This is a genomic window from Micromonospora sagamiensis, from assembly GCF_014680085.1.
GTDB lineage: Bacteria > Actinomycetota > Actinomycetes > Mycobacteriales > Micromonosporaceae > Micromonospora > Micromonospora inyonensis.
Genome location: NZ_AP023438.1, coordinates 6,174,190 through 6,193,627 on the forward strand (window position 1 = coordinate 6,174,190; position 19,438 = coordinate 6,193,627).

Annotated in this window: 11 protein-coding genes and 1 pseudogene; 5 read left to right on the forward strand and 7 right to left on the reverse strand. The window is 71.9% G+C overall.

What is annotated here, in order from left to right:
* Nucleotides 1-71: 71 nt before the first annotated feature.
* The 5 genes from IGA62_RS26430 to IGA62_RS26450 form a co-directional block, all read right to left on the reverse strand.
* Complete coding sequence (locus IGA62_RS26430; protein WP_145818341.1) at nt 72-3,278, reverse strand: non-ribosomal peptide synthetase; 3,207 nt, start codon at nt 3,276-3,278, stop codon at nt 72-74.
* A 55-nt stretch (nt 3,279-3,333) separates the two neighbouring features.
* Entirely contained in the window at nt 3,334-4,110 is a 777-nt protein-coding gene (locus IGA62_RS26435) for a thioesterase II family protein (RefSeq protein ID WP_145818340.1), read from the reverse strand.
* Nucleotides 4,111-4,116: 6 nt separating this feature from the next.
* Nucleotides 4,117-5,727, reverse strand: coding sequence for a B12-binding domain-containing radical SAM protein (locus IGA62_RS26440; RefSeq protein WP_145818339.1), 1,611 nt, complete (start codon nt 5,725-5,727; stop codon nt 4,117-4,119).
* Between the two features lie 206 nt (nt 5,728-5,933).
* Complete coding sequence (locus IGA62_RS26445) at nt 5,934-6,371, reverse strand: DUF2000 family protein (RefSeq protein ID WP_145818338.1); 438 nt, start codon at nt 6,369-6,371, stop codon at nt 5,934-5,936.
* A 125-nt stretch (nt 6,372-6,496) separates the two neighbouring features.
* Nucleotides 6,497-7,687, reverse strand: a complete 1,191-nt coding sequence (locus IGA62_RS26450; RefSeq protein WP_145818337.1) for a pyridoxal phosphate-dependent aminotransferase — start codon at nt 7,685-7,687, stop codon at nt 6,497-6,499.
* A gap of 434 nt (nt 7,688-8,121) precedes the next feature.
* Here IGA62_RS26450 and IGA62_RS26455 point away from each other — a divergent pair, with 434 nt between their 5' ends.
* The 4 genes from IGA62_RS26455 (at nt 8,122) to IGA62_RS30360 (ending at nt 14,732) form a co-directional block, all read left to right on the forward strand.
* Nucleotides 8,122-11,382, forward strand: a complete 3,261-nt coding sequence (locus IGA62_RS26455; RefSeq protein ID WP_145818336.1) for a non-ribosomal peptide synthetase — start codon at nt 8,122-8,124, stop codon at nt 11,380-11,382.
* Nucleotides 11,372-12,184, forward strand: a complete 813-nt coding sequence (locus IGA62_RS26460; protein WP_145818335.1) for a thioesterase domain-containing protein — start codon at nt 11,372-11,374, stop codon at nt 12,182-12,184. Before IGA62_RS26455 ends, IGA62_RS26460 begins: the two co-directional genes overlap by 11 nt.
* Before the next feature lie 141 nt (nt 12,185-12,325).
* Nucleotides 12,326-13,738, forward strand: coding sequence for an MFS transporter (locus IGA62_RS26465; RefSeq protein WP_198501122.1), 1,413 nt, complete (start codon nt 12,326-12,328; stop codon nt 13,736-13,738).
* A gap of 94 nt (nt 13,739-13,832) precedes the next feature.
* Nucleotides 13,833-14,732 (forward strand): helix-turn-helix transcriptional regulator, encoded by a 900-nt coding sequence (locus IGA62_RS30360; RefSeq protein ID WP_190289218.1) that lies wholly within the window; start codon nt 13,833-13,835, stop codon nt 14,730-14,732.
* A 31-nt stretch (nt 14,733-14,763) separates the two neighbouring features.
* Here the strand turns inward: IGA62_RS30360 and IGA62_RS30825 are convergent.
* A pseudogene (locus tag IGA62_RS30825) lies at nt 14,764-16,230 on the reverse strand (EamA family transporter); the annotation flags it as partial.
* A 135-nt stretch (nt 16,231-16,365) separates the two neighbouring features.
* Here IGA62_RS30825 and IGA62_RS26480 point away from each other — a divergent pair.
* Nucleotides 16,366-18,468 carry a cellulase family glycosylhydrolase gene (locus tag IGA62_RS26480; RefSeq protein WP_190289219.1) on the forward strand — a complete coding sequence of 701 codons (2,103 nt, stop codon included), beginning with the start codon at nt 16,366-16,368 and terminating at the stop codon, nt 18,466-18,468.
* Between the two features lie 362 nt (nt 18,469-18,830).
* Here the strand turns inward: IGA62_RS26480 and IGA62_RS26485 are convergent, their stop codons facing one another.
* Nucleotides 18,831-19,349: an AAA family ATPase gene (locus IGA62_RS26485; RefSeq protein WP_198501124.1), complete on the reverse strand. Its 519-nt coding sequence runs from the start codon at nt 19,347-19,349 to the stop codon at nt 18,831-18,833.
* Between the last annotated feature and the right edge of the window lie 89 nt (nt 19,350-19,438).

Consider the following 19,438-nt stretch of genomic DNA (forward strand, 5'->3'; position numbering starts at 1 on the left):
GGCGTCGGGTGCCGGCCCGCCCGGCACCCGACGCCGTCGCCCGGCCCGTGGTCGCCCACCCGGCCCGGGTGTCAGTCCCAGACCCGGTCCGGCGCGAGGCGACGAATCCGGCGGGCCAGCCGGGCCGGGGTGGACGCCTCGTAGAGGTCCCGCGCCGACACCGGCACTCTCAGCACGTCGGAGATCAGCGTCATCGCGGCGGTGGCCAGCAGCGAATGGCCGCCCAGGGCGACGAACTCGTCGTCCACCCCGATCCCGGACACCCCGAGCACCCGCTCCCACTCGGCGACGACGGTCCGTTCGAGCCCGTCCCGGGGCGGGCTGTAGGCACTGCCCAGATCCGGGCGGCCGGTGGGCAGCGGCAGGTTCGCCAGCGCCGCCCGGTCGATCTTCCCGCCCGGGGTGACGGGGATCCGGGGTACCGCGACGAACACCGCCGGGACCATGTGCTCGGGCAGCCGCGCGCCGAGGAACTCCCGGAGGCTCTCCACCGACGGTGGCTGCTCCGGGTCGGCCGGCACCAGGTAGGCGGTGAGTCGGGACTGCTCGTCCGCGCCGACCCGCAGATCCACCACGCAGTCCCGGACCCGGGGGTGCCCGCCCAGCGCCGTCTCGACCTCGCCCAGCTCGATCCGGTACCCCCGGACCTTGATCTGATGGTCCAGCCGGCCGAGGAACTCGATCTGCCCGTCGCTGAGGTGGCGGACCAGATCACCCGTGCGGTACATCCGGGCGTCCGGGTCGGCGACGAACGGATCCGGCAGGAACCGCTGCGCGGTCAGCTCGGGTCGTCGCCAGTAACCCGGCCCGACCCCGGCACCGCCGATGTACAGCTCGCCGGGAACCCCCGCCGGCACCGGGTCGCCCTGTTCGTCCAGGACGTACATCCGCTGGTTGGGCAGGGGCCGTCCCCAGGGGACGCTGGCCCGCCGCGCGTCGGTCGCGGCGACCGGGTGGCCGGTGGTGGTGAACGAGACCTCGGTCATGCCGGCGACGTTCAGGGCCCGGGCCCGGGGTGCCAGCGACCGCAGCGGGCCGATCACCCCACCGGGGAAGCGGTCCCCGCCGAGCACCACGGTCCGGAGCCCCTCGGGCAGGCCGACCCCGGTGTCCAGGGCCACGTCGACCACCCCCCGGAACAGCGCCGGGGTGGAACTCCACACGGTGATCCGGGATTCGTGGGCCAGGTCGAGCAGCCGTTGCGGGTCGGTGAGGTCGGACCGGGTCGGCACCACCAGGGCGCCCCCGGCGAGCAGGGTGCTCAGGATGTCGAACGCCGACATGTCGAAGCTCAGCGACGAGCACTGCAACAGGCGGGTGCGGCTGTCCAGCCGACCCCGGCTGACCAGGGCGGTCATCGTGTTCAGCACGCCCCGGTGGGTGTTCGCCGCGCCCTTCGGCGTGCCGGTGGAGCCCGAGGTGTAGATCACGTAGCAGAGGCTCCCCGGATCGCCGGTCGGCTCCCGGTCCGGACCGGGCCGGGTGCCGTTGGCCGGTACCGGTCCGTCCGGCTCGCCACCGAGCAGGACCACCGTGGCGTCGTGGCGGGGCAGCCTCTCGGCGGAGGCGGGGTCGGCCAGGACCACCGGTGCCTGCGAATCCTCCAGCATGAACCCGAGCCGGGCCACCGGGTACGCCGGGTCCATCGGCACCCAGGCCGCCCCGGCGCGCAGGATCGCCAGCACCCCCACGACCATCTCGACGGACTTGTCCACGCAGAGTGCGACCAACCGGTCGCGGACGCCGTGGCCGCGCAGCACGCCGGCGAGCCGGCCGGACCGCTCGTCCAGCTCCCGGTACGTCAGCGTCCGGCCGGCGCAGACCACCGCCGGCTGCTCGGGGAACGCCCGGGCCCGTTCGAGGATCAGATCGTGCAGGCAGCGGTCCCGGGGCGTCGGCGCGCGGACGTCGTTCCACGTGTCGAGGACCAGCGTGCGCTCGGCCGGGGTGACCAGCCCGAGTCGGGAGACCGGCGTGTCCGGGTCGGTCGCCGCCGCCGCGAGCAGCAGCGGGAACCGGGCGGCGATCCGCTCGGCCGTCGGCGGGTCGAACAGGTCCCGGGCGTACTCCAACCGGCCGGTCAGGTCGCCGTCCGGGGTCGGTTCGAGCACCAGGCGCAGCTCGTACCGGACGCCGAGTCGGGGCAGCGGCAGCGGGGTCAGGGGCAGGTCACCCAGGGCCGGTGGCAGCAGGGGTCTGTCCCGGACGGCCAGCGCCACCCGGGCGAACGGGTCGTGGCGGACGCCCGCCGTCGTCCCGCCCAGCTCCTCGGCGAGCCACGCGAAGGGCACCGCGGCCCGGGTGGCGGCGGTCACCGCCGTTCGGGTGCGGGCCACCACGGTGTCGAAGTCGGGGTCGCCGGCCAGGTCGGTGCGGACCACGAGTTCGGTGTCGCCGGTGCCCGGGGCGGTGGCGGTGACCGCGACGTCGGTGCCGGCCCCGTGCCGGACCAGCAGGGCGTGCAGGCCCGCGACCAGGATCGTCGCCTCGTCGACGTTGGGGAACCGGTTCCGTAGCCGTTGGCGGGTGTCGGCCGGGACGGCCAGCTCGGCGGTGCCACCTGTGCCGTCCAACACCGCCGGGCGTGGCCAGTCGGTGGGGAGTGCCGCCGACGGTGGATCGGCCAGCAGCCCACGCCAGAGGTCCAGCTGGCCGTCCGTGCCCGGCTCCGGGCCGGCCGGCGGCTCCGGCGGTGCCCCGGCGGACACACCCGGCCCGGCGGCGCCGGTCGCCACGGCGTAGCACCGCGCGGTCCGGTGCAGCAGCGCGCCGAGGGTACGTTCGTCGGCCGCGACCCGGTGCGCCACGAACACCAGCACCGTCCGCCCGGGAAGCAGGAGCACCCGGCAGCGCAGCGGGGTCTCGTCGGCGAGGGCGAACCCGGTCAGCGCCTCCTCGGTGAGGACCTCACCGAGGGCGGCGTCGCGCTCGTCGTCGGGCAGGGCGGTCAGATCGGTGACGACCACGCGGGCCGTCGCGTCCCCGTCCGGCCGACGGCGGACCGCCCGGCCCGCGTGGTCGGCGTGGACGGCGCGCAGCGGGTCGTCCGGGGCGATGGCCGCGCTCAGCGCGGCCCGCAGCGCGACGGCGTCCACCCGGGCGGGGACGCTGGCCGCCAGCGCCACGAGGTTCGCGGCCGTCCCGGGGCGCAGCTGCTCGGCCCGCCAGATCCGCTGCCCGGCGAGGTCCAGCGGGACGGCCGGGTCGGCGGCCCCGTCCGGTCCGTCCGTCGCGGCCCGCGACACCGGTGCGGACTGACCGAAGAGCTGGCTCGTCATTGTTCGCTCCCGTTCGGTTGGTTGCCGCGCGCCGCCCCGTGGGGCGGGCACCCGGTCAGTACGGCACCGGCCGGCCCGCGCCGAGTTCCACCGGGAGCCGTCCGGCGTCCAGGTCGGACCCGAGCCGGGCCAGGAGAAGGGTCGGGTCGTCCCGGAAGAACATGTGCCCACCGGGCAGCCGGCTGAGCTGGAAGTCGGTGGGGCACTCGCGGCGCCACCGGGCCAGCCCCCGTTCGCTGACGGTGGGGTCGGTGGTGCCGGCGTAGACCCGCACCGGGCAGCGCAGCGGCTCCGCCCGGGTGGGGCGGTACCCGCTCATCACCACCAGGTCGGCGCGGAACATGGCCATCGCCATCTCCATCAGCGCCGGGTCGTCGGTGGTGCGGGGATCGAGCGCGCCCAGCTCGATCATGCGGGGCCGCCAGTGGCTGTCCGGCAGGCTGGTCAGGTCGGGCGGGTCGGCGTCGGACGGCTCCGGCGCGTCGATCGACGCGACCAGCAGCGCGGACGGCGGCTGCCCGGTGGCGTCCCGCAGCAGGCGGCCCACCTCCAACGCCAGCAGGGCACCCATGCTGTGCCCGAACAGCGCCAGCGGACGCCGGGCCAGCGGGGCCGCTGCCGTGGCGACCTGGCCGGCCAGCTCCGCCATGGAGGTGGCGTGCGGCTCGCCGTACCGGCTGCCGTGCCCGGGGGGCTCGACGGCGTACAGCTCCACGTCGGCGGGGAGCCGGGTGGCCCAGGACCGGTAGAGGGACGCCGACCCGCCCGCCGGGGGGAGGCAGAGCAGCCGCAGCCGGGCCGAGGGGCGGGGCAGCCAGCGTTGCAGGAGCATCGGGGCTCAGCCGGCCGTGACGCCGGTCAGTGCCCGCGACACGTGGGCCACGGCCGGGTCCGGGTCGACGTGGTCGGTGTCCAGCCCCTGCACCACCAGGTCCGTCGCGGCCCGGGTGAACCGGACGATCTGGTCCATGGTCAGCCCGTTGGAGAGGAGGTACGGGATGGCCCAGATGCTCAGCCCGTACAGCGGCATCAGGGACGACCCGGTGGCGTTGCGGACGAAGTCGTCCTTCCAGCCGGCGGCCTCCTGCCAGCTCATCGTGTAGTGCTTCCAGGAGTAGCCGCTGCCCTCGATGCCGTACAGCTCGCGCTGCTTCTCGATCGGGGCCAGCACGTCGTGGTAGTAGAGCTGGACGTTGAAGAACGTCGGCTGGGTCCGGTTGACGAAGTCGAGGGTGTTCCGCACGGTCTTCTCGGTCTCACCGGGGAAGCCCAGCACGATCGACGCGAGGGTGACCATGCCCCGCTTGGTGAGCTGCTCGATGCCGTACTCGTACCGGTCGGTCTTGGCGAACTTGGTCATGTTCTTCAGGATCTGCTGGTCGCCGGACTCGATGCCGAGGAAGACCCCGAGACAGCCGGCCTCGGCCATCAGGTCGAACGCCTCGTCGTCGGCGTTCGAGCAGCGGAAGAAGGAGACCCAGCGCAGGTCGAGCTTCCGGTCGATCATCATCCGCAGGATCTTCTTGAACCGGGGGAGCGGCACGTTGAACGTGTCGTCCACGAAGATCATGTTTTGCACGCCGTTGTCCCGCAGGTGGGTCAGCTCGTGCTCGGTGGTGGACAGCCCGCTGAGCGTCAGGGGGCCGGCCATCGACGGGTAGTTGCAGAAGGCGCAGCCGAACGAACAGCTCCGCGAGGTCCGCATGTAGGTGGTCGGCGTGTAGTAGCTCGGGTCGAAGTAGGACCAGTCGACGGCGTTCTCGTCCAGGTTGTTCGACTCCGGCACGCGGGCCGTGCGGGCCATTCCCGACCGGCTCTCGCCGGACCGGTAGATCAGGTTCGGGACGGTGGAGAGCTCGCCGCCGTCGCGCAGGGTGGCCAGCACCCCGGCCAGGGTGCTCTCGCCCTGCGGGTCGTTGATGTAGATGTCCGCTCCGACCGCGCCGAGCAGCACGTCCTGCACGACCGGCTGCTGACCGGCGCAGAGGTTGTAGACCCGGGGACCGCCGACGATGATCGGCACGGTCTCGTCGTGCTCGCGGATGAACCGTACGATCTGCCGGATCGGCTCGTCGTCGACGTAGTAGGTGGTGGTGATGGCCACCGCGCGGGGGCCCTCGGCGAGCATGGCGGCGAACTCGTCGCGGCCCTTGTTGAAGAAGTTGATGACCCCGATGTCGAAGCCCCGGCGGAACAGGAAGCTGGCCAGGTAGGCCACCCCGAGGCTGGGCATCTCGAACGCACTCAGCCGCGAGGGCTGTCCGGTCTGCCGCTCCCGGACGACGTTGAGCAGGTCCATGTAGGTCATCCGTCGGTCGCCGAGCAGGACCGAGTTGGTCAGCAGCTCCCGGTACGCACCGGAGGTGTCGGCGAAGACCTGTTGGGCACGCGCGAAGTCGGCGAAGTCGATCTCGTTGAAACCGACGATGATGCAGTCCAGCTTTGACATCCAGTCCTCCGGTAGACGCCCCGGCACACCGCCGGGGCGGCGGCGGGGGTGGGCTGTGCGTCAGATCAGGTGTGACTGTGGTGCCGTGTCAACGTGTCGTTCGGGTGTCCCGTACGTGCCGGTCCGCGTCGCGCGCCGGTGCGCGGCGTGGGGTGCCACCGCCACGGCCGACGAGGGCCGTGGCGGTGGCGGTGCTGTCCTGGGGGTCAGGGGTGCAGCGAGGCCCCCTTGACGATCTTGTCCACGGTCTTGCGGTCGGCCCGCAGCGCGAGTCCGACCAGACGCAGTTTGTCCGCGGCCACGGCGCGTACCGCGGCGCGATTGTCCTCGTCGTTGTTCGTGACGAAGAGTTCCTCCGTGTAAACCGCCATGGGGACCTCTCGTCGCAGCCCCCGCTCGTGGATCTGCCGCAGTTTCTCGGCATTCGCGGCGAACACCAGCACCGGCTGCCGGAACATCGGCAGATAGGTGTTGTCCGAACCGTCCACGTACGGTTCCCCGACGACATTGTCGACGGTCGCGGCGATACCGCTGACCGTGAAGGCGGTGATGTTGAGCCGCTGCCATCCCTCGAGATCGTCCCGCAGGACGACTGCGATCTTGGTGTCCCAGACGACGGGTGAGCGCTCGTCCTTCTCGTCCAACCCTGAATTCCCCTCGTGTTGCTCGTCCGGCCCGAATCCGCGCAGCTGCGAATGCGACCGTCCCTGGCGGAATTCTGACAGTCCCCGGACCGGCGGTCTTGAAGAATCTTGCCGCGGCGTCCCGGTCACCCGGCCGACGCGCGGGTGGCGGCGTACCGGCCCAACCGTTCCACGGCGGTGGTCAGCAGCTCCTCGCTCTTGCAGAAGGCGAGCCGGACGAGGTGCCGCCCCGCCTCCTTGTCGGCGTAGAGGGCCATGCTCGGGATCGCCACCACGCCGGCATCGTGCGGCAGCGTGCGGCAGAACCGTGCCCCGTCGGTGAAGCCGAACGACCGCGCGTCCAGCTGCACGAAGTACGTCCCCTGCGCGGGATAGGTCCGGGCGCCGGCCGCGTTCAGCCCCTTGACCAGCAGGTCCCGCCGCCGCTGGAGACTCTCGCGCAGCTCGCCGACCCAGTCCATGCAGTGCGTCAGCGCGTGGGCGACCCCCGCCTGCAACGGCGTTCCGGTGCCGAAGGTCAGGAACTGCTTGACCGTCCGTACCGCCTCGACCAGCGGTGCCGGGCCGCAGGCCCAGCCCACCTTCCACCCGGTCGCGCTGAACGTCTTGCCGGCCGAGGAGATGGTCAGGGTCCGCTCCCACATGCCGGGCAGGCCGGCCAGCGGCACGTGCGCCACCCCGTCGTACGTCAGGTACTCGTACACCTCGTCGGTGACCGCGATCAGGTCGTGTTCCCGGCAGACCTCGGCGACGTGCGCCAGCTCGGCCCGGTCGAACACCGTGCCGGTCGGGTTGTGCGGGGTGTTGAGCAGCACCAGCCGGGTGCGGGGCCGGACCGCCGCGCGCAGCCGGTCCGGGTCGAACGTGAACCGGGTTCCGTCGAACTCCAGTGGCACCGGAACGGCGGTGGCACCGGCCATCGCCAGGCAGGCGGCGTACGAGTCGTAGAGCGGGTCGAAGACGATCACCTCGTCACCCGGCTCGCAGAGCCCGATCAGCGCCGCCGCGATGGCCTCCGTGGCGCCCGCGGTGACCACCATCTCCCGGTCGGGGTCGTAGTCGATCCCGTGGTCGGCGCGGCGCCGCCCGGCGATCGCCGCCCGCAGCACCGCCAACCCGTTCGCCGGCGGGTACTGGTTCATCCCGCCGTCGATCGCGGCCCGGGCGGCCGCCAGCATGGCCGGTGGTCCGTCGCCGTCCGGGAACCCCTGGCCGAGGTTGGCCGCGCCGGTGCGCTGGGCCAGCAGGGTCATCTCGGTGAAGATGGTCGGGCCGGAGAAGGCGCGGAGCCGGGCGGCCAGCGGTGTTGCCGTCATGTCTACCCCTGACGTCGTCGGACGGTATCCCACGGTGCTGGCAGCAGAATACGTTCGGCGGTATTCCGACACAACGCATTGATCAATCCAGAGATATTGTCGGTCTGTCGCTCCGTCGTGCCGGATGGCCGCTCACCTGCCCGCCGGCAATTCGGGGATGTCCGGGACAACTGTCGGTACAGCGACCCGATCATGACTTGCCCGTTGCGGTCCCTTATCTCTACAGTGGCTCGCAACCGGCCGGCGGCAGCGGAACCGTAACCCACGACCGCCGACCGTTTCGACCAACCAGGTCGGAATTCCTGATCGTGTCGACGTGTGGTGGGACCCGTGTGCGCACGCTGGTCCGGCCGTCGACGCGGATCCTGGATCCGAGGTGGCCGATCCCTGTCGTTCCGCACCATTTCTTTCCGCAATCCAAGGAGTCGCCCGATATGGAGGACACCGTCTCGGTCCGGTCCGCCCTGGGCGAGGGACGCGACCGCCTGCCCCTCGCCGTCGCACAGGAACAGCTCTGGTTCGTCGAGCAGATGTCACCCGGCGAGCCGATCTACAACGTCCCGCTGACCTACCGGCTGCGCGGCGACCTCGACACCGCCGCCCTGCGCCGGGCGCTGGCCTGGGTGGTGGCCCGGCACGACGCCCTGCGGGCCACCGTCGCCCCGGTCGACGGCGTGCCCTACCAGCGGATCGCCCCGCCCGGACCCGAGGTCGCCATCACCCTCGACGACGTCACCACCACCGACGCCGACGACCGTGACCGACAGGTGGCCCGGATCGCCCGGGAGGAGGCGAGCACCCCGTTCGACCTGACCACCGGTCCGCTCCACCGCTTCCGGCTCGTCCGCTTCGACGACCGTGAGCACCTGCTCTGCATCACGATCCACCACATCGTCACCGACGGCTGGTCGACCGGACTGGTCAACCGGGAACTGTCCGCCGCGTACGCCGCCTACCGGGCCGGTCGGGAGCCCGCCGACGTCCTTCCGCCCGCCGACCCGGCGGACCAGCTCGACGGCGGCGACGAGACGTACGTCGACCACATCGTCCGGCAGCGCAAGGACCTCACCGAACAGGGGGCCGAGGACAGCCTGCGGTACTGGCAGGAGCATCTCGCCGGGCTGCCCGTGGTCGACCTGCCGGCCGACCGCGCCCGACCGGCGACGCAGACCTTCCACGGCGACCTGGTCGACGTCCGCCTTCCCGAGCCGCTCGTCCGGCAGGCCCGCGCGGTGGCGTACGAGCGCGGGACCACCCTGTTCACCGTGCTGACCGCCGCCCTGACCATCGTGGTCAACCGCTACACCGGCCAGCCGGACATCCCGCTCGGCATGACCATGACGGGGCGGGACACCCCTGAGGTGGAACGGCTCGTCGGGCTCTTCGCCAACATGGTCGTGCTCCGTGCCGACCTCTCCGGCGACCCGTCCTTCGCCGAGCTGCTCGACCGGCTGACCGACCGGGCGCTCGACGCCCTCGACCACGCCGCCGTGCCCTTCGAACGCGTCGTCGAACGGGTCCGCCCCACCCGGGACCCCGGCCGTAACCCGCTGTTCCAGATCTCCGTGCAGATGCTCGGCGACGCCAACTCCGGCGCGAACCTGGAACTGGCCGGGCTGGAGGTCGAACCGGTCGCCCAGTCGACCGGCCGCGCCCGCTTCGACCTGGCGGTCACCTTCGTCGAGTCCGCCGACGGGGTACGGACCACGATCGAGTACGCCACCGACCTCTTCGACCGCTGGCGGGTGGAGGCGCTCGCCGGGCACCTCGAGACGGTTCTCACCGCGGTGCTGCGGGACCCGTCCGGGCCGCTCTCCCGGGTGCCGGTGGTCGGCGCCGCCGAACGCGCCCGGCTGCTGGCCTGGGGCACGGCGGAGCGTACCGAGCCGTACCTCGATCCGGTCCACGTGCGGATCGCCCGGACCGCCGCCGCGATGCCGGACCACCCGGCGGTGGTCTTCGAAGGCCGGAGCCTGACCTACGCCGAACTGGACCGCCGGGCCGACCAGCTCGCCCGCTACCTGCGCGCGCGGGGCGTCACCCACCAGGAGATCGTGCCCCTGGTGATCCGTCGTGACCTGGACACCCTGGTCACCCTGCTCGGTGTGCTCAAGGCCGGTGCCGCCTTCGCCGTGCTGGACCCCGACCACCCGACCGGTCGACTCGACTACGTCATCCGGGACACCGGCGCGCGGCTGGTGCTCACCCGGTCGGACCTCCTCGACCGCCTGCCGACCGCCGACGGCTGGACGGCCGTCGCGGTGGACACCGAGTGGCCGGCGATCGAGGCCGCCGAGGGCCCGTTGCCCGAGCGGGCCGGACCGGACAGCCTGGCCTACGTGCTCTACACCTCCGGCTCGACCGGCCGGCCGAAGGGGGTGCAGATCGAGCACCGGGCACTCAACGCGTTCGCCACCGGCTACCAGCGGATCTTCGATCTGACGCCGGACGACCGGATGCTCCAGTTCAACGCCCTGGCGTTCGACATGTGCCAGGGGGAGACCTTCACCGGCCTCACGGTGGGCGCGACGCTGGTGCTGGTGCCGCCGGACGTGGTCGGCAGCCCCGAGCAGGTCGCCGAGCTGATGCGCGCCGAACGGGTCAGCTACGTCTGCATCCCGCCGGCCATGATGGCGCTGATGGAGTCCGCGCCCTACCCGGCCCTCCGCAAGATCATGGTGGGCGGTGAGGCGGCCCCGGGTGACCTGGTCAACCGGTGGAACCTGCCCGGCCGGCGGATGCTCAACGTGTACGGGCCGACCGAGGCCACCGTCGGCTGCACCAGCTACGAGTGCGCGCACCGGACCTGGCGGTCCAGCCCGCCGATCGGCGCGCCGATGCTGGACCGGCGGGTGTACGTGGTCGACGCCACCGGCGACCTGGCCCCGGTCGGCGTCCCGGGCGAGCTGCTCATCGGCGGCGAGGGACTCAGCCGGGGCTACGTGAACCTGCCCGACCTCGACGCCGCGCGCTTCCGGCCGGACCCGTTCCACCCCGGAGCCCGGGTCTACCGCAGCGGCGACCTGGTCCGCTGGACGGCCGACGGGCTGCTGGAGTTCATCGGTCGACTCGACCACCAGGTCAAGCTGCGCGGCCTGCGGATCGAACTCGGTGAGATCGAGGCGGTGCTGGCGAGCCACCCCTCGGTCGGCATGGCGGTCACCGCCCTGCGCCCCGACGCCCGGGGCGAGAACCAGATCGTCGGCTACGTGGTGCCCGCCGATCCGTCCGCACCGTCCACCGCCGAGCTGCGCCGGTACGCCGGCGAGCACCTACCCGCGTACATGGTGCCGGCGACCGTCATGGTGCTCGACACGCTGCCCACCACGACCAGCGGGAAGGTCGACCGGGACGCGCTGCCCCAGCCGCCGCTGACGGACCCCGACGACGGACCGACGTTCGAGGAACCGGCCACGCCCACCGAGGCCCGGGTCGCCGCGATCCTCGCCGGGGTGCTCTCGCTGCCCCGGGTCGGCGCGGACGCGAACCTGTTCCAGCTCGGCGGCAGTTCGCTCCAGGCCACCCGGGTGGTCAGCCGACTCAACCGTGAGTTCGGCGTGACCGTCCGGGTCCGGATGCTGTACGGCTCGGCGACCGTACGCACCATCGCCGCCGCCATCGACGACATGGTCGCCGCGCGGGACGCCGCCGCCGGGACCACCCACCCGGAGGGAGGCACCGCCGGTGCCCACTGAGCAGACCACCCTGGTTCCCCTGCAACCGTCCGGCGACCGGCCGCCGCTGTACTGCGTGCACCCGGCGAGCGGATCCGTGTACTGCTACTCGGGGCTGGCCGGCCTGGTGGGGTCCCGGCAGCCGGTCTTCGGCCTGGAGGCACCGGGCCTGGAGGGGGACCGTCCGCCGGTGGGCTCCGTCGCCGAACTGGTCGAGGCGCACCTCGCCGCGTTGCCCCCCACCGCCGCAGCCACGCCGGTGAACCTGCTGGGCTGGTCGCTGGGGGGAGTGGTCGCCTTCGAGCTGGCCCACCGCCTCCGTGCCGCCGGTGCCCGGGTCAACGCACTGATCATGGTGGACAGTCCGGTGCCGAGGGCGTTCCAGCGCCCACCGGAGGCGGACATCCTCCGGCGTTTCCTGATGGAGACCACCGGGGGTGACGCGGTCTCCGACGAGCAGGTCACCGAGCTGAGCCGGACCCTGGCCGCCCCGGCCCCGGCCGGGGATGACGACGACGCCCTGGAACTGGCCGTGCTGCGGTCCCGCTACGCCGTGTTCCGGGCCAACACCGAGGCGCTGATCGGCCACCGGCTCACCGGGCGGTACCCCGGGGCGGTGCAGCTCGTCCGGGCGGACCGGTCACCGGCGGACCGCATGCGGTGGACCGACTGGGCCGAGGAGGTCACCACGCACGTCCTGCCCGGGGACCACATGTCGATCTGGGCCGGCGAGTCGCTCACCCGGCTGGCCGCGACCGTCGCCGAGGTCCTCGCCAAGGCCGACGCGGTCGGCCCCGACGGGCCGGAGCCGGCCGCGGTGTGACGCGTCAACCGGGCCGCCGGCCCCGGGCCGCCGCTGCGGGCGGGCCGTCGGTCACGTCGGACCGATCCCTCGGCTGGGGCCGCCGGTCACCTCGGACCGGCGGCCCCACGCCGTCGTCTCGCTGAACCTGGAGGTACCGCCGTGTCCACCACCGACGCGCCCCCGCCCGGGCCGGCAGTTGCCGCTCCACGCGCCGATCCGGCTCCCGCGCCGACCGTCGCCGCCCGGACCGGTCCGGTGTCGACGGCCGTCCCCGGGCCGTCCGAACCGGCTCCGGACGCTGCCGGCTCGGCGGCCCGGCGGTTACGGCACAACGCCGACTTCCGCAGGTTCTGGTTCGGCGAGGGGGTCTCGCTCTTCGGCAGTCAGGTCACCGCGCTGGCGCTGCCCCTGACCGCGGTCCTCACCCTCGGCGCGGGGCCGGAGGAACTCGGCGTGCTCCGGTTCCTGCAACTGGTCCCGTTCCTGGTCTTCGCCCTGCCCTTCGGGGTGTGGGTGGACCGCAGTCGCCGCCGGCCGGTCCTGATCGGGTCGAACCTCGCCCGGCTGGTCCTGATCGGGGCCGTCCCGTTGCTCGCCGCCGTCGACCAACTGCACCTCTGGGTGCTCTTCGCGGTCACCTTCGGCGTCGGCGTCGCCACCGTCCTGTTCGACGTGTGCTGGATGTCCTACGTACCGGTCCTGGTGCGTGACCCGGAGCAGCTGGTCATGGCCAACGGCAAGCTGGGCGCGACGTCGTCGGCCGCCGACGCGGCCGGACCCTCCCTGGGCGGTGCGCTGGTCGGGGCGCTGACCGCCCCGGTCACCCTGGCCCTCGACGCACTCTCCTACCTCGTCTCGATGATCGCGCTGGCGCTGATCCGGACCCGGGAGCCCGTCCCCACGGCACCGGCCCGCCGGCGCAGACTGTCGGCCGAACTCGGCGAGGGGCTGCGCTGGGTGGTCGGCGACGGGTACCTGCGGGCCATCGCCCTGGTCGGGGCCGCCTGCAACTTCGTCACCGCCGGCGTGCAGTCGCTCTTCCTCATCTACGTGGTCAGTGACCAGGGCCTGGACCCTGCGCTGCTGGGACTCGTCTTCTCGGTCGGCGCGGTGGGCGGCATCGTCGGTGCGCTCGTCACGAGCCGGCTGCTGGGCCGGTTCCGGCTCGGCCGGGTCTACGTGGGCTCGCTGGCGGTCGCCTTCGCCGCCTGCGCCCTGATCCCCGTGGTCGGCGGGACGCCGCCGGTCCGGGTGGCGCTCTACACCGCGCTGTACTTCCTCATGTTCGGCGGCGTCACGACCGGCAACATCGTGGTGCTCAGCCTCCGGCAGACGATCACGCCCCGCGCGCTGCTCGGCCGGATGAACGCCGCCATGCGGATGCTCATGGTCGGCTTCGGCGCGATCGGCGCTCCGGTCGGCGGTGTGCTCGGCGGCGCGATCGGGGTACGGGAGGCGCTGTTCGCGATGTCGGCCGCTGCCATCGTCATGCTGGTGCCGATTCTGCTGTCTCCGGTCGGCCGGCTACGGGAGATGCCCCCTCCGGCGGTGGAGCCCGTCGAGGCGGCATAGCCCGTCGGGGTGGGGCGGACACCCTGCGTGTTGGTGCCCGCCCCGCTTCGTCCCGCTCGACGGGGGAGTGCCGTCGCCGATTACAGTCGGCTGAGTGCCCGAGCGTCCGGATGTGCACGTGTGGTCGCCCTCCATCGGTGGGATCACGGAGGTGCTGCACGCCCGCTTCACCCGTCACGCCTACCCGATGCACCTGCACGACACGTGGGCGTTGCTCGTCGTCGACGACGGGGCCGTCCGATACGACCTCGACGGCCGGGAACACGACGCCTTCCGGCAGGTCGTGACCCTGCTTCCGCCACACGTGCCGCACAACGGCGCTCCGGTGACCCCGGAGGGGTTCCGCAAGCGGGTGCTCTACCTCGACTCCTCGTACCTCGACGACCGGTTGGTCGGTCCGGCCGTGTCGCGTCCCCGGCTGGTCGACCCGGTCCTGTGGCGGCGGATCGACCTGCTGCACGACCTGCTCGCGGAGCCCGGCGACGACCTGGCGGCCGAGACCCACCTCGCCCTCGTGGCGGAGCGGCTGCGGATGCACCTGGAGCGGCGGACATCACCGGCACCCGCCACCCCGCACGACCCCCGGGTCGCGCGCCGCCTCCGGACCCTGCTCGACGAGCGGGTCGTCGAGGGGGTCAGCCTGCACGAGGCGTCGCGTGCCCTGCACGTCAACGCCACCTACCTGGTCCGGGCGTTCTCTCGGGAGTACGGCATCGGACCCCACCAGTACGTGATCTCCCGTCGGGTCGACCTGGCCCGGGGCCTGCTGCGCGACGGACTCCCCGCCGGGCAGGCGGCGGCTGCGGTCGGCTTCTACGACCAGTCGCACCTGAACCGCCACTTCAAGCGCATCCTCGGGTTCAACCCCGGCCGGTACGGTCCGGTGGCGCGAACGTCGACCCGTGCCCGGCGCGCTCCGGCGCCCGGCCCGCCGGGGCGGGGGCGCGGCGGACGAACTGTCCCCCCACCGCCAGCAGCGCGCCGACCACCATGATCAGGGCGCCGACCACCTGGAGGGCGTGGAACGACTCGTCGAGGAAGGCCACCGCGCAGGTGATGCCGAACAGCGGGGCGGCGAACATCATCACCGTCGCGGTGGTGGGGCTCACCGAGCGCAGGCCCCGGTAGTAGAAGAGGTACGCCACGGCGGTCGGGCCGACGGCGAGGTAGACGACGTTGGCCCAGACGTGCCCGGGTACCGCCGACCAGTCGGCGTCCCCGGCCGACGGCGCCGCGAACAACGCCAGGGCCAGCGCGCCGACCACGGTGCCCGCCGTGGTCGCCCGTAACGGATCGGTCCGGTTGAGCACCCGTTTGGAAGTGATGCTGTAGGCGGCCCAGGCCGCCGCGCCGGCCAGGTAGATCAGATCCCCGGTGAGCCGTCGACTGTCGATGGCGACCCCGGCGCCGAGGAAGAACACCACCGCCCCGCCGAGGCCGAGCAGGAGGCCGGTGAGCCGGGAGGTGGAAGGGCGTTCCCGACCGATGGCGATCATCACGGCAGTGGTGATCACCGGACTGAGGACGGGCACGATGACGGTGCCGTCGATGGACGGGGCGAGCGAGAGGCCCCAGAAGAAGAAGACGTTGTATCCGAAGACGCCGAGGAGCCCGACCGCGCCGGCGCGCAGCGCGTCCCGCCAGGAGAAGGCGCCGGTGCCCCGTCGACTGATGACCAGTGTGATCAGCAGCAGGATGACCGCCCCGCCGCCGAAGCGCAGCACCGCCGCGACCTGGTGGGGCAGGTGACCGACCACCACCTTCGAGCTGGCGAACGCACTGCCGAAGAAGGCCATCGTGGTCAGCAGGTACAGGTGCGCGTCGACGTGTGACGGGGAGTTCGTATCATCGGGTCGCACGGGTGTGGAACTGGTTTGCATACCGCAAATATTGACTTTTGGTGACGTTCCGGGTCTTGTACGAAATTTGCTTATCTCACGTACCACCACGCCCACGTCGAGGTTGTGTCGCAACGCGCGGTCGGTGAGGTTCGCACTGCTGATCAGCGCGGCCCGGTCGTCAGCGGCGACGATCTTCGCATGCAGCGCCGGACGCGAGGTGCCGGGGGTGGACCGGCGGTGAGCCGGCCAGTGCCAGAGGGCGGCCCGGCCGTGCGGCCCGGCGAAGGCGAGCGGACACCGTCGCGCCCGTGAGCCGTCCTGGGTGGACGGACGGACAACCTCGCCCCTGGGCGCGAGGCGACCCAGGACGTAGCGGTCGATCGGGTCTCGCGAGTGGGAAACTCCTCCTCCGGGCCTCCTCGCCCCGTCGATCATGGAGTCCGGGCACCAATCAAACCTCTGCAACAGCCGCGAATCGTGCGCCACAACTCCATGATCGACGGGGTAGGCGTCGGGGCCCGTCGACGCTGCTGCCCGCGCCGCCGCCAACCTCGTTCTGGGCCACACTTGCCCGGCGGGATGAAAAGCACCCCAGTGCGTGTCGTCAGGTCGCCGTGAGCAGATGAAGCCCGTGGGGGGCGTGCTGGACATTGATCGGCGTTGGCCGATTGACAAAGTTTGGAATCTAAACTTAATCTGCGCGGGATGTGGACGTGGACGTGGCCGGCGTGCGCGGCGGGCGTCCCACCCCCACCGGAGCAGCACCACCGTCCCGCAAGGAGCGTCATGACCGGTATCCGCGGCACCCTACGACGAACCCGATGGCGGATCGGCCTGGTCACCGGCACCATCACGGCGCTGGTGGTCGGCTTCGCCCTGATGATGACCGGCACCGCGCAGGCCGCCGTCGGCTGCCAGGTGACCTACGCCGTCGGTGGCCAGTGGCAGGGCGGCTTCAGCGCCAACGTCACCGTCACGAACCTCGGCGATGCGGTCAACGGCTGGCGACTGACCTGGACCTTCCCCTCCGGCCAGCAGGTCACCCAGGCGTGGAACGCCACCGTCACCTCCTCCGGCGCCACCGTCACCGCCGCTGATGTCGGCTACAACGCCGGGCTCGCCACCAACGCGTCGACGTCGTTCGGCTTCAACGGTTCCTGGTCGGGCAGCAACACCGCGCCGACGTCGTTCGCCCTGAACGGGGTCACCTGCACCGGCTCGGTCGGCGGCACCTCCGCCCCGCCGACCTCCGCCCCGCCCCCGACCACCCCGCCCCCGACCACCCCGCCGCCGGCCTCCGACGCGATGACGGCCGTGGCCGCGATGCAACCCGGCTGGAACCTCGGCAACTCCCTGGACTCGGTCGGCAGCGACGAGACCGCCTGGGGCAACCCGAGGATCACGCCCGAGCTGCTCGACAACGTCCGCGCCCAGGGCTTCCGCAGCATCCGTATCCCGGTCACCTGGAGCGCCCACCTGGGCGGTGCGCCGAGCTACCCCATCGAGGCGGCGTACCTCAACCGGGTGAAGGAGGTGGTCGACTGGGCGCTCGCCGACGGCTTCTACGTGATGATCAACATTCACCACGACTCGTGGCAGTGGGTCAACACCATGCCCACCGACCGTACGAACGTGCTCAACAAGTACAACGCGATCTGGACCCAGCTGGCGACCGCCTTCCGTGGCTCCTCGTCGAAGCTGGTCTTCGAGAGCGTCAACGAGCCGCAGTTCACCGGCAGCTCCGGCGACGCCCAGAACGCGACGCTGCTGCACGAGCTGAACACCTCGTTCCACCGCATCGTCCGGGCCTCCGGCGGCAACAACGCCACCCGGCTGCTGGTGCTGCCGACCCTGCACACCTCCTCCGAGCAGGCCCGCGTCGACGAGCTGCTGACCACGTTCACCGGGTTGAACGACCGGTACCTGATCGCCACCGTGCACTTCTACGGCTACTGGCCGTTCAGCGTGAACGTGGCCGGCGGCACCCGCTTCGACGCGACCGTGCAGAAGGACCTGACCGACGCCTTCGACCGGGTGCACGACGCCTTCGTCGCCCGGGGCATCCCGGTGATCATCGGTGAGTACGGCCTGCTCGGCTTCGACCGGCACACCGGCACCGTCCAGCAGGGCGAGAAGCTCAAGTTCTTCGAGTTCCTCGGGCACTACGCCCGGACGAAGAAGCTGACCACCATGCTCTGGGACAACGGCCAGCACTTCCACCGCACCGGGTTCCGGTGGCAGGACCCGGAGCTGTTCGCGCAGATCAGGTCGAGCTGGACGACCCGATCCGGCACCGCCTCGTCCGACCAGGTCTTCAGCGCGCGGGCCAGCGCGATCACCAGCAAGACCCTGACGCTGAACCTGAACGGCACCTCGTTCGTCGCGCTGCGGCAGGGCACCACCGACCTGGTCCGGGGCACCGACTACACGCTCAGCGGCGACCAGCTCACCCTCACCGCCGCCGCGCTCACCCGCCTGCACGGCAGCCGGGCGTACGGCGTGAACGCCACGCTGCACGCGCACTTCTCCGCCGGCGTGCCGTGGCGGATCGACGTGATCACGTACGACCGGCCGGTGCTGTCGGGCGCCACCGCCACGACGGGCGCGTTCGGCATCCCCACCCAGTTCAAGGGCGACCAGCTCGCCACCATGGAGGCGAAGTACGCCGACGGCAGCAACGCCGGCCCGCACAACTGGACGTCGTACAAGGAGTTCGACGTGGCCTTCGCGCCGGACTACGCGGGGAACCGGATCGTCCTGAAGCCCGAGTTCTTCGCCGAGGTCAACGACAACGCCCCGGTGACCCTGACCTTCCACTTCTGGAGCGGGGAGAAGGTGACCTACCGGGTCACCAGGTCCGGCAGCAGCGTCACCGGCACCACCGCCTGACCCTCGTACGCCAGATGGTGGTCCGGCCGGCACCCCCGGCCGGACCACCGGCCGTTCCGGGCCGCCCACGGCGTCGGCCTCGGACTCCACCAGCCTGGTCGGATCGACGAGGCGCTCCACGAACGTGCACGCCGGCCGTACGCCAGCGAACCGCTCGCCATGGGCGTGTGCCGCCTCGCGTCGACGGGTGATGTCGACGAGCATGACCCTGGCCCGGATGACGTCGGCAAGCCCCGCACCGGCCTCGCGCAGCGCGTGCTCGACGATGTCCAGGCAGCGCACGGACTGGGCGGGGGCCTCGGCTGACGGTAGTCGGTGAACAGGTTCCTCCGAGTGCCGTCGAGAGCACTTGCGCCGGCTCGTCAGTCGGCGGCCACCACTATGACTTCCTCCCCCTCGCCGAACGGCGGCTCGAAGCTCTGGAGGTAGCGGTCCAGCAGTTCGTCAGTAATCGGAAAAGCGGCGTTGGCGTCGAAGCGTTCAGCTCGCGTACGGAGACGCTGCCGTAGCAGCGCCGGGTCGGCCTTGAGGTAGATGAGGCGCCAACAGCCCCCGGCTCGTTCGACCAGATCCTTGTATGCCTGCCGTCGTGACCGTTGCCAGAAGCTGGAGTCGATGACGACGTTGCGACGCTGTGCCACGAGTGAGAGCAACCGCTCCCGCAGAGCCCGCCTCGCGACTTCGGTGTGCTCCTCGTATCGGTCGGGCTCGTAGTCGACGCCGTAGCGACCGAAGCGATGCCATATCTCCTCATCGACGGACAGCCGGACGTAACCTCTGGCCTCGAGGTCTTTGGCGTACGTCGTCTTGCCGGAGCCGGCAACCCCGCACATGAGGACCACCTCAGGCTGCTCAGGGAGCCCTGCCTCGTTCGCTCTCATGGGCGCCATGGTGGCGGTCCGGACCGGCATTGTCACCCGCAATGCGGCAGAGTCGACGCCGAGAGCCTGGTCGAACGGCGCGTCGCGGC

What these genes read in the sequence shown, in the direction of transcription:
- IGA62_RS26430 (WP_145818341.1), bottom strand. Translation starts at nt 3,278, where the DNA reads ATGACGAGCCAGCTCTTCGGTCAGTCCGCACCGGTGTCGCGGGCCGCG.
- IGA62_RS26435 (WP_145818340.1), bottom strand. Translation starts at nt 4,110, where the DNA reads ATGCTCCTGCAACGCTGGCTGCCCCGCCCCTCGGCCCGGCTGCGGCTG.
- IGA62_RS26440 (WP_145818339.1), bottom strand. Translation starts at nt 5,727, where the DNA reads ATGTCAAAGCTGGACTGCATCATCGTCGGTTTCAACGAGATCGACTTC.
- IGA62_RS26450 (WP_145818337.1), bottom strand. Translation starts at nt 7,687, where the DNA reads ATGACGGCAACACCGCTGGCCGCCCGGCTCCGCGCCTTCTCCGGCCCG.
- IGA62_RS26455 (WP_145818336.1), top strand. Translation starts at nt 8,122, where the DNA reads ATGGAGGACACCGTCTCGGTCCGGTCCGCCCTGGGCGAGGGACGCGAC.
- IGA62_RS26480 (WP_190289219.1), top strand. Translation starts at nt 16,366, where the DNA reads ATGACCGGTATCCGCGGCACCCTACGACGAACCCGATGGCGGATCGGC.
- IGA62_RS26485 (WP_198501124.1), bottom strand. Translation starts at nt 19,349, where the DNA reads ATGAGAGCGAACGAGGCAGGGCTCCCTGAGCAGCCTGAGGTGGTCCTC.